The sequence below is a fragment of the Actinomadura syzygii genome, from assembly GCF_008085905.1.
GTDB classification, from domain to species: Bacteria; Actinomycetota; Actinomycetes; order Streptosporangiales; family Streptosporangiaceae; genus Spirillospora; species Spirillospora syzygii.
On sequence record NZ_VSFF01000012.1, the window covers coordinates 122,998 to 136,664 of the forward strand.

2 protein-coding genes (1 of these 2 running past the window's edge) are annotated in these 13,667 nt (G+C 76.3%); both read right to left on the reverse strand.

All coding sequences use genetic code 11. The annotated features are described in order from the left end of the window. Positions 1–11,664: a type I polyketide synthase gene (locus FXF65_RS45985; protein ID WP_148353565.1), complete on the reverse strand. Its 11,664-nt coding sequence runs from the start codon at positions 11,662–11,664 to the stop codon at positions 1–3. Then, a protein-coding gene (locus tag FXF65_RS30780; protein ID WP_148353566.1) for a type I polyketide synthase crosses the window boundary here: on the reverse strand, positions 11,661–13,667 show its 3' end. It continues 9,525 nt past the right edge of the window; the window shows 2,007 of its 11,532 coding nt (coding positions 9,526–11,532); its start codon lies beyond the right edge, outside the window; it ends in the stop codon at positions 11,661–11,663. The genes FXF65_RS45985 and FXF65_RS30780 overlap by 4 nt, the downstream gene beginning before the upstream one ends.

A 13,667-nucleotide genomic window follows, 5' to 3' on the forward strand; every position in this document is an offset into this window, starting at 1 on the left:
TCAGCTCAGGGCGCGCCCGAGCTCCTTGTCGATGAAGTCCAGGACCTCTGCCGCGCTGGCCTCCCGCAGCCGCCCGCCGACGTCGGCGGGAGCGGCGCCGGGGGAGCCGCCGTCGGTCCAGCGGGCCAGCAGCCCGCGCAGCCGAATGGTGATCTCCGGCCGCGCGTCGTCGACGACGGTCGACGCGGTCAGCGTCGCCTCCAGCCGGTCCAGCTCGGCGAGGACCGCCGGGAGGCCCTCCTCCGGCGCGGGCGCCAGTTCCCCGGCCAGGTATCCGGCGAGGGCGCCCGGGTTCGGGTGGTCGAAGACCAACATGGCGGGCAGCCGCAGCCCGGTCGCGGCGGCGAGCGAGTTGCGCAGCTCCACGGCGGTCAGCGAGTCGAACCCGAGCTCCTTGAAGGCGCCGTCGGCGTCGATCGCCCCGGCGTCGGACCGGCCGAGGACGGCTCCCACGTGCTCGCGCACCACGTCGAGCAGCAGCCCTCGCCGCTCCCGCGCGGATCGGCCCGCCAGCCGTTCGGCGAGTCGCGGCGCGCCCGCCGGATCCTGGACGGCGCGGGCCGCTCTGCGCACCAGGCCGCTCAGGATCGCGGGCGGGTCGCCCGTCCCGCCGCGCAGCGCCACCAGGTCCAGCCGGACGGCGGCCACGTCCGGCCGCCCGGCCGCCAGCGCGGCGTCGTAGAGCGCCAGGCCCCGCTTGACCGGGAGCGGCAGCAGCCCGTGCCTGCGCAGCCGCCGCCGGTCGGCCGCGTCGAGCCCGCCGGCCATGCCCTCGGCTCCCTCGGACCCGGCCCACAGTCCCCACGCGATCGACGTCGCGGGCAGCCCGAGCGCCGCCCGGTGCTGGGCGAGGGCGTCGAGGCAGGCGTTGGCGGCGGCGTAGCCGCCCTGGCCCGGGTTGCCGAGGACCCCGGCGGCGGAGGAGAACAGCACGAACGACGCCAGGTCCGCGTCGCGGGTCAGCTCGTGCAGGTGCCAGGCGGCCTCGGCCTTCGGACGCAGGACGGCGGCGATCCGCTCCGGCGCCTGCCCGGTGAGGACGCCGTCGTCCAGCGCGCCCGCGGTGTGCACGACCGAGCGGAGCGGATGCTCCGGCGGGATCGACGCCAGCAGCTCGGCCAGGGCGTCGCGGTCGCCGACGTCGCACGCGGCGATCCGCGGTTTCGCGCCGAGCTCGGTCAGCTCGCGGGCCAGGTCCGCGGCGCCGGGCGCGTCCGGGCCGCGTCGGCTGACCAGCAGGAGCGTGCGCACGCCGTGGCTGACGACCAGATGGCGGGCCAGCAGCGCGCCGAGGGCGCCGGTGCCGCCGGTGATGAGGACCGTGCAGTCGGGGTCGGCGGCCATGCCCGGCGCGGCGGGCGCGGTGAGCGGCGCCAGCCGGGGCACGTACGCCGTCCCGTCGCGCAGGGCGAGCTGGGGCTCGTCAGCGGTGAGCGGCACCGGCCAGCGGGCCGGGTCGGCGTCGTCCGCGTCGAGCAGCCCGAACCGGCCGGGGTGCTCGTTCTGCGCGGTTCTCAGCAGGCCCCACACCGCGGCGGCGGCCGGGTCGGCGACGGTCTCGCCGGGCAGCGCGGCCGTCGCGCCGCGGGTCACGGCGACCAGGCGCGTCCTGGACAGCCGCTCGTCGGCGAGCCAGTCCTGGAGCAGCGCCAGCGTCTCGGCGGCCGTCCGCCGCGCGGCGGAGGCCGGGTCCTCGCCCGGCTGGGACGACACCGTCCACAGCGCGACCGCCGGAGCGGGCACGCCGCCGTCCAGGGCCGCCCGCAGCCCGGACAGGTCGCCGTGGACGGTGCGGCCGTCGCGGGCGCCCGCCTCGCCGCCGAGCAGGACCGTCTCGCCGGACGGCGGCGACCCGCTCCCGGAGGCCCGGCGCCATTCGACGTGGTACAGGGTGTCGCCGGAGCCGGTCATGGTCCGTTCGCGGGAGACCGAGCGGATCGTCAGCGCCTCGACGGACAGGACCGGGCGGCCCGACGTGTCGGCGACGCGCACCGTCACGGTGTCCTCGCCCGCGGGCGCCAGCCGTACGCGGGCGGCCGTCGGCCCGTCGGCGTGCCGGCGCACTCCGCTCCAGACGAAGGGGAGGCGGACCGAGCCGTCGTCGCCGCCGTCCTCCAGCGCCTCCAGGGCGAGCGGTTGCAGCGCCGCGTCCAGCAGCGCGGGGTCCACGCCGAACCCGCCGGGGGACGGCTCGGGGACCGCGACCTCGGCGAAGACCTCCCCGCCGCGCCGCCAGGCGGCCTTGAGCCCCTGGAACCGAGGCCCGTACTCGTAGCCGCGATCGGCCAGCCGGGGGTACAGGTCGTCGAGCTCGACGGGGACGGCCCCTTCCGGCGGCCACACGGCGTCGGTCACGGCGTCCTCAGCCGGGGTGTCGTCGGTGAGCGTCCCGGTGGCGTGCCGCGTCCAGGAGACCCCGTCCGACGGACGCGAGTGGACGGACACCGGTCGGCCCCGCTCACCGGTCTCGCCGACGTTCACCTGGATCTGGACGGCGCCCTGGTCGGGCAGCAGCAGCGGCGCCTCCAGGGTCAGCTCGGCGACCGCGTCGTGCCCGCAGCGGCGCCCGGCCTCAAGCGCCAGTTCGACGAGCGCGGCGCCGGGCAGCAGGACCGTCCCGTCGACGGCGTGGTCGGCCAGCCACGGATGGGTGGCGGCCGAGAGCGTCCCGGTGAGCAGCACGCCCCGGTCCTCCGGCAGCTCGGTGGCGGCGCCGAGGAGCGGATGCCCGGCGACCTCCAGGCCCAGGCCCGCGGCGTCGCCGGTCTCCCGGGAGTCCAGCCAGTACCGCGTCCGCTGGAACGGATAGGTGGGCAGGTCGGTGGTCCGCGCGGACGGTGCGAGGCGGCGCCAGTCGAGGGTGGCGCCGTGGGTGTGAAGGTGCGCCAGGGAGGCGTGGACCCGGGTCCAGGTGTCGTCGTTGCGGCGGAGGGTGCCGGTGGCGGTGACGCGCCGGTCGGCGGTCTCGGCGGTCTCGGTGGTCGGGCTGGTGAGCGCCGGGTGGGGGCTGCATTCGACGAAGGTGTGGTGTCCGTCTTCGAGGAGGGTGTGGATGGTCTGCTGGAACTGGACGGGTTGGCGGAGGTTGTTGATCCAGTAGTCGGTGTCGAGGTGGGTGTGCGGGGTGGTGGTGAGGGTGGAGTAGAAGGGGATCTGGGGTGGCTGGGGAGTGATGCCGCCCAGGATCTGGCGGAGGTGGTCGGTCAGGGCGTCGACGTGTGGTGAGTGTGAGGCGTAGTCGACGGGGATGCGGCGGGCGCGGATGTCGCGGGTCTCGCAGGTGGTCAGGAGGTCGTCGAGGGCGGGCGCGTCGCCGGAGATGACGGTGGTGGTGGGCCCGTTGGCGGCGGCGATGGTGAGCCGGCCGTCGTAGGGGGCCAGGAGCTGGGTGACCTGGTCGGCGGCCAGGCTGATGGACGCCATGCCGCCGTGCCCGGTGATGGTCAGAAGGGCCTGCGAACGCAGGGCGACGATGCGTGCGGCGTCGGGGAGGCTGAGGGCGCCCGCGGTGTAGGCGGCGGCGATCTCACCCTGGGAGTGGCCGACGACGGCGTCCGGGTGGACGCCCAAGGAACGCCACAGGTGGGCCAGGGAGGCCATGACGGCGAACAATGCGGGTTGGACGACGTCGACGCGGTCGAGTGTGGGCGCGCCGGGCGTCTGACGCAGGACGTCGATGAGGTCCCAGTCGACGTGGGGTCGCAGGGCCTGCGCGCAGGCCCGCATGTGCTGGGCGAACACCGGGGAGGTGTCGAGCAGCCCCAGACCCATCCCGGGCCATTGCGAGCCCTGGCCGGGGAACACGAACACCGTCCGCCCGGCGCCGTGGTCGCCTTCGGCGGCGGTGCCCTGGATCAGGTTCGGAGCGGGCTCCCCGGCGGCGAGCGCGGATAGCGCGCGCAGGATTTCCTCACGGTCCTCACCCACCACGACCGCTCGGTGGGGAAGGTGGGCGCGTCCGGTCGCGAGCGTCCGGCTCACGGCGGCGAGCTCCAGCTCCGGGTGCCGGGCCAGATGGGCGCGCAGGCGCACGGCCTGGGCGCGCAGGGCCTCCTCGGTCCGGCCCGAGACCGGCAGCATCGATCCCGGCGCGGGCTCCGTCGCGGCGGACGCCTCGTCCGGCGCCGCCGGCGGCTCTTCGATGATGATGTGGCAGTTGGTCCCGCTGATCCCGAACGAGGACACCGCGCCCCGGCGTGGCCGGTCGCCGCGCGGCCAGGGCCGCGGCTCGGTGAGCGGGGACACCGCGCCCGCCGACCAGTCGACGTGCGGGCTGGGCGCGTCGATGTTCAACGTGGCCGGAAGGGTCCCGTGCTGGAGCGCGAGCGCCATCTTGATCACCCCGGCGACGCCCGCGGCGGCCTGCGTGTGCCCGATGTTGGACTTGATGGATCCGAGCCAGAGGGGTTTGCCGGGGTCGCGGTGTCGGCCGTAGGTGTTGATGAGGGCTTGGGCTTCGATGGGGTCGCCGAGAGTCGTGCCGGTGCCGTGTGCTTCGACGACGTCGACGTCGTCGGTGCCGAGACCGGCGTCGGCGAGCGCGCGGTGGATCAGCCGCTCTTGGGACGGCCCGTTGGGCGCGGTGAGTCCGTTGCTGGCGCCGTCCTGGTTGATCGCGGAGGCCCGGATCACCGCCAGCACCGGGTGGCCGAGCCGCCGGGCGTCCGACAGGCGCTCCAGCAGGACCAGGCCCGCGCCCTCGGCGAAGGCGGTGCCGTCGGCCGCCGCCGCGAACGGCTTGCAGTGCCCGTCGGCGGCGAGTCCGCGCTGCCGGCTGAACTCCACGAAGATCGACGGTGTGGCCATCACGGTCGCGCCGCCCGCCAGCGCCAGCGCGCATTCCCCCGCCCGCAGGGCGCGGGCGGCGAGGTGCATCGCCACCAGCGAGGACGAGCACGCCGTGTCGACGGTGACCGCGGGCCCCTCCAGCCCGAGCGTGTAGGCGATGCGCCCGGACGCGACGCTGCCGGTGTTCCCGGTGACGAAGTAGCCCTCCAGATCCTCGAAGCCGGAGTGCCGCCGCGGCGCGTACTGCTGGGCGATGACGCCGGTGAACACGCCGGTGGCGGAGCCGCCGAGGCTGGACGGGTCGATGCGGGCGTTCTCGATCGCCTCCCAGGCGGTCTCCAGCAGGAGCCGCTGCTGCGGGTCGATGGCGGTGGCCTCGCGGGGGGAGATGTTGAAGAACGCCGCGTCGAACCGGTCGGCGCCGTCCAGGAATCCGCCCTTGCGGGTGTAGCTGGTACCGTGCCGCTCGGGGTCGGCGTCGAAGAACCGGTCGAGGTCCCAGCCGCGGTCGCCGGGGAAGTCGGTGATGGTGTGGCGGCCCGCGGCGAGCACCTCCCACAGGTCGTCCGGGCCGGTGACGCCGCCGGGGTAGCGGCACGCCATCCCGATGATGGCGATCGGCTCGTCGTCGTCGGAGGCGGCGGCCCGCGCCGGGACGGGCGCGGCCGGGGCGGCGGCGTCCCCGGCGGCCTCGGCGAGCACATGGGCGGCGAGCGCGGCCGGGTTCGGATGGTCGAAGACCAGCGTCGCGGGCAGCCGCAGCCCGGTCGCGGCGCTCAGCCGGTTGCGCAGCTCCACGGCGGTGAGCGAGTCGAATCCGGTCTCCTTGAACGGCCGGCTCGCGGAGATCGCGTCGGTGCCGGTGTGCCCGAGCACGGCCGCCGCCTCCCGGCGGACGAGGCCGAGCACGATCTCCCGCCGGTCGGCCTCGGGCACCGCCGCCAGGCGCTCGCGCAGCGACGTGGCCGCGCCCTCTCCCGCCGCGCTGCGCCGGGCGGGCCTGCCCGCCAGCTCGCGCAGCACCGGCGCCGGGGCCCGGCCGCGGAGCCGGGACGCGTCGAACCGGACGGCCGTCACCGCGGCCGAGCCGTCCGCGAGCGCCGCGTCGAGCAGCGCCAGGGCGGCGTCGGTGGGCAGCGGCAGCAGGCCGCCGCGGCGGAGGCGGGCGCGCCCGTCCGAGTCGAGGCTCCCGGTGAGGTCGCTGGTCTCCTCCCACAGGCCCCAGCCGATCGAGGTCGCCGCGAGGCCCTCGCGGCGGCGGGCCTCGGCGAGCCGGTCGAGGAACGCGTTGGCCGCGGCGTAGTTGCCCTGGCCCGGATTGCCCAGCACGGCGGCGACCGAGGAGTAGAGCACGAACGCCGCGAGGTCGAGGTCGCGGGTCAGTTCGTGCAGGTGGGAGGCGGCGTCGGCCTTCGGGCGCAGCACCGCGTCAAGCCGGTCCGGGGTGAGCGAGCCGATCGTGCCGTCGGCGAGGGTCCCGGCGGCGTGCACCACCGCCGTGAGGGGACGCTCGGCGGGGATCGCGGCCAGCAGCGCGGCGAGCGCGTCCCGGTCGGCGACGTCGCAGGCGGCGATCTCCACCTCGGCGCCGAGGTCCCGCAACGCGGCGGCCAGCTCCGCCGCCCCCTTCGAGGCGAGGCCGGAGCGGCCGGCGAGGACCAGTCGGCGCACCCCGTGCCGGGTGACCAGGTGGCGCGCGGTGAGCGCGCCGAGCGTGCCGGTGCCGCCGGTGACCAGGACGGTTCCGGCGGGGTCGAGCGGGGCGGGCACGGTCAGCACGACCTTGCCGGTGTGCCGGGCCTGCGCGACGTGCCGGAACGCCTCCCGGGCCGCGCGGACGTCCCACGCGGTGAGCGGCAGGGGCCGCAGCGCCCCGGCGGCGAAGAGCGGCACCAGCTCGGCCAGCATCTCGGCGATCCGGTCGGGTCCCGCGTCGATCAGGTCGAACGCCCGGTAGTCGACGCCGGTGATGTCGGCGGGGTCGCGCACGTCCGCCTTGCCGATCTCGACGAACCGGCCGCCGGACGGCAGCAGCCGCAGCGAGGCGTCGACGTGCTCGCCGGTCAGGGAGTTGAGCACGACGTCCACGCCGCGGCCGCCGGTCGCCTCCAGGAACAGGTCGGCGAACTCCGTCGTGCGGGACGAGGCGATCCGCTCAAGCCCTTGCTCACGGAGCACGGCGTGCTTGGCGGGGCTCGCCGTCGCGAACACCTCGGCGCCCCGGTGCCGGGCGAGCTGGACGGCGGCCATCCCGACGCCGCCCGCCGCCGCGTGCACCAGCACGGATTCGCCGGCGCTCAGCCCGGCCAGGTCGAACAGTCCGTGGTAGGCGGTGAGGAACGCGACCGGCACCGTGGCGGCCTGCGCGAACGTCCAGCCGTCCGGGACGGGGGCGAGCAGGCGCCGGTCGGTGACCGCGATCGGGCCGGTGCCGCCGTCCGCCATGCCCATCACCCGGTCGCCGGGCCGCAGGTCGTCGGCGCCGGGGCCGGTCTCCAGCACGACTCCGGCGATCTCGCTGCCGATCCGCGCCTCGCCCGGATACACGCCGAGCGCGATGAGGACGTCGCGGAAGTTGACGCCCGCGGCGCGCACGCCCACCCGGACCTCGCCGTCCGCGAGGGGCCGCGCCGTCTCCAGCGCGGGGCGCGGGGCCAGGTTCTCGACGGTGCCGGGCTCGGCGACCGTGAGCCGCCAGGGTTCGTCCGCCGGAGGCTTCAGAAGGTCGTCGTTCCCGGCCGGGACGAGGCGCGGCACGTACGCCCGTCCCCGCCGGAGCGCCACCTGCGGTTCGTCCTCGGGCAGCGCGCCGAGCGTCCCGGGCGCCGGGACGTCGTCCAGGTCGATCAGCGCGAACCGGCCGGGGGACTCCGACTGGGCACTGCGCACCAGGCCCCAGACCGCGGCGGCGGCCGGGTCCCCACCGCGCTCGCCGCCGTCCGCGCGGACCGCGCCGCGCGTGACGACCGCGAGCCGCGCCTGCGGGTCGCCGGTCGGCCAGTCCTGCAGCAGGCGCAGGACGGCGCCCGTCGCGGCGCGGACGTCCTGCCCCGGCGGGACCGGCGCCAACACCAGGTCGGCGTCGGAGGCCGCGTCGAGGTCCTGGACGACCGGGACCCCGAAGCCGAAGACGTCCTCGCCCAGGACCGCGGTGCGCGGCGCGGGCGGTTCCGGAGACGCCGACGGCGGCAGCGGTCTCCACGCCAGGCGCAGCAGCGGATCGGACGCGGCGGACGCCGCGCCGACCCGGTCCGCCTCCACGCCTCGGACGACCAGGGACCGGGCGGTGAACACCGGCGCCCCCGCCGGGTCGGTGACGGCGACCGCCACCGCGTCCGCGCCCGCCGGGGCGAGCCGGACGCGCACCGACGACGCTTGCGCGGCGTGCAGACGGACCCCCGTCCAGGAGAACGGCAGCATGATCCGGCCGGTGTCGCCCCGCGCGGCGAGCGGGTGCAGGGCGGCGTCGAGGAGGGCGGGGTGGATGCCGAAGCCGTCCGATCGCCGGTCCTCGGGGAGCGTCGCGGCGGCGTACAGGGTCTCGCCGTCCCGCCAGGCCGCCGTGACGTTCTGGAAGGCGGGGCCGTAGCCGAGGCCGCGCTCGGCCAGCTGCGGGTACAGGTCCCGCACGTCCACGGGCTCCGCGCCGGGCGGCGGCCAGGCGGCCGGGCCCTCCTCCGGCTCCCCGGCGGCCGCGCGCAGCAGCGTGCCGGAGGCGTGGTGGACCCAGGGCCCGTTGCCGGATCCGTCGGCGCGGCCGGAGTGCACCCGCACCTCGCGCCGCCCGTGCTCGCCCTCCGCGGTGACGACGATCTGGAGCCGCACCGTGCCGTTCTCGGGCAGCACGAGGGGCGCGTGCAGGGTCAGCTCCTCGACCTCGTCGCATCCGGCGAGGTCGGCCGCGTGCAGCGCCAGCTCGACGAACGCGGTGCCGGGCAGCAGGATCCGCCCGCCGACGGTGTGGTCGGCCAGCCACGGGTGGGTGCGCGCGGAGATCCGGCCGGTGAGGACCAGGTCGCCGTTGTCCGCCAGTTCGACGGCGGCGCGGAGCAGCGGATGGCCCACGTCCGCCAGCCCCGCCGTCGTGACGTCGCCGCCCGCCGCCGAAGGGGTGAGCCAGTAGCTCCGGCGCTGGAACGGATAGGTCGGCAGGCCGACGAGCCGTCCCCGCTCGGCTCCCGGCAGTCCCGTCCAGTCGACGGCGGTGCCGTGGGTGTGGAGGTCGGCGAGGGAGGCGAGGACGCGGGGCCAGGTGTCGTCGTCGCGGCGGAGGGTGCCGGTGGCGGTGACCTGCCCGGCGGCGTCGCCGAAGTGTTCGGCGGTCTCCGCGATGGGAGCGGTCAGGACGGGGTGGGGGCTGCACTCGACGAAGGTGTGGTGCCCATGTTCGAGGAGGGTGTGGACGGTCTGCTGAAACTGGACGGGTTGGCGGAGGTTCTGGATCCAGTAGTCGGTGTCGAAGCGGGTGTGCGGAGTGGTGGTGAGGGTGGAGTAGAAGGGGATCTGCGGTGGCTGGGGAGTGATGCCGCCCAGGATCTGGCGGAGGTGGTCGGTCAGGGCGTCGACGTGCGGTGAGTGCGAGGCGTAGTCCACCGGGATTCGGCGGGCGCGGATGTCACGGGTTTCGCAGACGGTCAGGAGATCGTCGAGGGCGGACGCGTCGCCGGAGATGACGGTGGTGGTGGGCCCGTTGGTTGCGGCGATGGTGAGCCGGTCGCCGTAGGGGGCCAGGAGTTGGGCTGCCTGGTATGCGGGGAGGGCGAGCGAGACCATGCCGCCGTGCCCGGTGATGTCCAGGAGGGCGTGGCTGCGCAGGGCGACGATGCGGGCGGCGTCGGAGAGGGTGAGGGCGCCCGCGGTGTGAGCGGCGGCGATCTCACCCTGGGAATGGCCGATGACGGCGTCGGGCTCGATGCCCAAGGAACGCCACAGGTGGGCCAGGGAGACCATGACGGCGAACAGGGCGGGTTGGACGACGTCGACGCGGTCGAGTGTGGGCGCGCCAGGCGTCTGGCGCAGGACGTCGATGAGGTTCCACCCGGTGTGCGGTTCCAACGCCTCGGCGCAGTCCTTCAGGTACCGGGCGAACGCCGGGGAGGCTTCCAGCAGGCCCAGACCCATGCCGAGCCATTGCGAGCCCTGGCCGGGGAACACGAACACCGTCCCGCCGCCGTTGACCCGGTCGGTGTCGGCGGTGCCCCGGATCAGGTTCGGCGCGGGCTCCCCGGCGGCCAGGGCGGACAGGCCCCGCAGCAGTTCGTCGCGGTCCTCGCCCACCACCACCGCCCGATCGTCCAGCGGAGTCCGGCGCGCGAGGGTGCGGGCGACGTCGGACGGGGCCAGGCCGGGGTCGGCCTCGATCCGGTCCCGCAGGCGTCCCGCGTGTGCGCGCAGCGCGGTCTCGCCCCGTCCGGACACCGGCCAGGCGACGGCCTGCGCCCCGGTCCCGGCGTGCTCGGTCTCGTCGACGGGCGCGGGCTCTCCGGCCTCCTCAAGGATGATGTGCGCGTTGGTGCCGCTCACGCCGAACGAGGACACCGCGGCCCGGCGCGGCCGGTCGCCCCGCGGCCAGGACCTCTCCTCGCTCAGCAGGGACACGGGCCGGCCCGCCCAGTCGACGTGCCGGGTGGGACGGTCCGCGTGCAGCGTGCGCGGGAGCGTCCGGTCGCGCATCGCCATGACCATCTTGATCACCCCGGCGACCCCGGCGGCGGCCTGGGTGTGCCCGATGTTGGACTTGACCGAGCCGAGCCACAGCGGCCGGTCGGCCGGGCGCTCGGCGCCGTAGGCCGACATCAGGGCCCGGATCTCGATCGGGTCGCCGAGCGTGGTCCCGGTCCCGTGGCCCTCCACGGCGTCGATCCCGGCGGGGGAGACCCGCGCGTCGGCGAGCGCCTCCCGGATCACCCGCTCCTGCGACGGGCCGTTGGGCGCGGTCAGGCCGTTGCTCGCGCCGTCCTGGTTGACCGCCGAGCCCCGGATCACCGCCAGCACCGGGTGGCCCGCGCGCTCCGCGGCGCTCAGCCGCTCCAGCACGAGCAGCCCGACGCCCTCGGCGAACCCGGTGCCGTCGGCCGCGTCGGAGAACGCGCGGCACCGCCCGTCCGGGGAGAGGCCGCGCTGGCGGCTGAACTCCACGAAGACGTCCGGCGCGGCCATCACGGTCGCGCCCCCGGCGAGCGCCAGGTCGCACTCCCCGCGCCGCAGCGCCCGCACGGCCAGGTGGATCGCGACCAGCGAGGACGAGCACGCCGTGTCGACGGTGATGGCGGGGCCCTCCAGCCCGAAGGTGTAGGCGATGCGGCCGGAGGCGACGCTGCTCGTGTTCCCGGTCAGCAGGTAGCCGCCGACGTCGTCGGGGATCTCGTCCCGGCGCGGTGCGTAGCTCTGCGAGATCACCCCGGTGAACACGCCCGTCCGGCCGCCCCGCAGCGCGGCCCGGTCCAGGCCCGCCCGCTCGAACGCCTCCCACGAGGTCTCCAGCAGCAGCCGCTGCTGGGGGTCGGCGGCCAGCGCCTCGCGCGGGCTGATCCCGAAGAGCCCGGCGTCGAACTCCGCGGCGTCGTACAGGAACCCGCCGTGCCGGGTGTAGGTGCGGCCCGGCCGGTCGGGGTCGGGGTCGAAGAGGTCCTCGACGTCCCAGCCCCGGCCGGACGGGAACGCGCCGATGGCGTCGCCGCCCCGCGCCACCAGGTCCCACAGCTCCTCCGGCGTCGTGACGTCGCCGGGGAAGCGGCAGCTCATCGCGACGATCGCGATCGGCGCCGAGTCCCTGTCCTCGGTCTCGCGGATCCGCCGGTGCGCCACCTTCAGGTCGTTCGTCGCCCGCCGGAGATAGGCGCGCAGCTTGTCCGCGTTGCTGGTCTCGTCGTTCACCGGGTGCTCCCGTGGGGTCTGGTGGCGTCAGTCGTCGAGCGAGACGGCCCCGAGACGGCCCCGAGCCGGTCCAGGGCCGAGAAAAGGTCGTCGTCGGAGGCGGGCTCGGGTTCGCCGCCGTCCAGGGGGTCGGCGTCCAGGGCATCGGCGTCCAGGGCGTCAGCGCCGGAGCCGCCCGCCCGGTCGGTCCAGCTCCACAGCAGGGACTGCAGCCGCCGGGTGACCGCGGGACCGGCGTCGTCGCCGGGCGGCAGCCGGTCCAGCTCGGCGGCGATGCGGTCCAGTTCGGCCAGCAGCGCCGCGGATCCCGGGGCCTCGTCGGCGCCGAGCTCGCCCCGCAGGTACGCGGTGACGGCGGCCGGGGTCGGGTGGTCGAACACGAGCGTGGCCGGCAGCCGCAGCCCGGAGGCGGCGTTGAGCCGGTTGCGCAGCTCAACCGAGCCCAGCGAGTCGAACCCGAGCTCCTTGAACGGACGTTCGGCGCCGACGTCGCCCGGAGCCAGCCCCAGCACGGTCGCGGCGTTCGACCTGACCAGGTCGAGGAGCAGCCGGTCGCGTTCGGGCGGGGTCAGCCCGGTGAGCCGTTCGGCCAGTGCCGGACCGGCGGTCGCGGCGACGGCCGCGACCCGGCGGGGAGGCCCTTCGGCCAGCCCGCGCAGCAGCGGCGGCAGCGTGCCGGCCGTGGCGGCGTCCCGCACCGCCGCCGCGTCCACCTTCACCGGGAAGGTCACCGCGGGCTCGGCCGCGAGCGCCGCGTCCAGCAGCGCCAGGGCCTCCCCGGTCGGCAGCGGCAGCATGCCGGTCCTGGCCAGCCGGGCGTGGTCGGCGCCGGTCAGGTGCCGGGTCATGCCGCTGGCCTCGGCCCACAGGCCCCAGGCGAGCGACACGGCGGGCAGGCCCCGCGCGCGCCGCGCCCGGGCGAGCGCGTCGAGCGCCGCGTTGGCGGCGGCGTAGCCGCCCTGCGCCGGGCCGCCGAGCGTCCCAGCGGCCGAGGAGAACAGCACGAACGCGGTGAGGTCCATGTCCCGGGTGAGGTCGTGCAGGTTCCAGGCCGCGTCGACCTTCGGCCGCAGCACCGCGTCCACCCGGTCGGGGGTCAGCGCCTCCACCAGGCCGTCGTCGAGGACGCCCGCGGCGTGCACGACGGCCCCGACCGGGTGCTCGGCGAGCAGCGCCGCCAGGGCGTCCCGGTCGGCGGCGTCGCAGGCCGCGACGGTCACCCGCGCGCCGAGCGCCTCCAGCTCGGCGGACGACTCGGCCGCGCCCGGCGCCTCCGGGCCCCGGCGCCCGATGAGCAGCAGCCGCCGCACGCCGTGCGCGGTGACCAGGTGCCGCGCGACGATCCCGCCGAGGGTGCCGGTGCCGCCGGTGACGAGGACGGTCCCCGCGCCGGACAGCCCGGAGACGGTCAGCGCGAGCTTGCCGACGTGCCGGGCCTGGGAGAGGAACCGCAGCGCCTCGGGCGCCCGCCGGACCTCGTAGGCGGTGACCGGCAGGGGGGCGAGCGTCCCGTCGGCGAAGAGCGGGTGCAGCTCGTCGAGCATCTCGGCGATCCGGTCGGGTCCGGCCGACATCAGGTCGAACGCCCGGTAGACCACCCCCGGGTGCGCGGCGGCGATCGCGTCGGCGTCCCGGACGTCGGTCTTGCCCATCTCCAGGAACCGGCCGCCTCGCGGCAGCAGCCGTAGCGAGGCGTCCACGTACTCCCCGGAGAGGGAGTTCAGGACGACGTCGACGCCCCCACCGCCGGTCGCCTCCAGGAACTTGGCGGCGAAGTCCAGGCTCCGCGACGAGGCGATGTGCTCGTCGTCGGGTCCGAGCGAGCGCAGCACGTCCCACTTGCCGGGGCTGGCCGTCGCGAACACCTCCACGCCCCAGTGCCGGGCCAGCCGCAGCGTCGCCATGCCGACGCCGCCGGTCGCGGCGTGCAGCAGCAGCCGCTCGCCGGGCCTGATCCCGGCCAGGTCGACCAGGCCGAGGAAGGCGGTCAGGTAGACCACGGA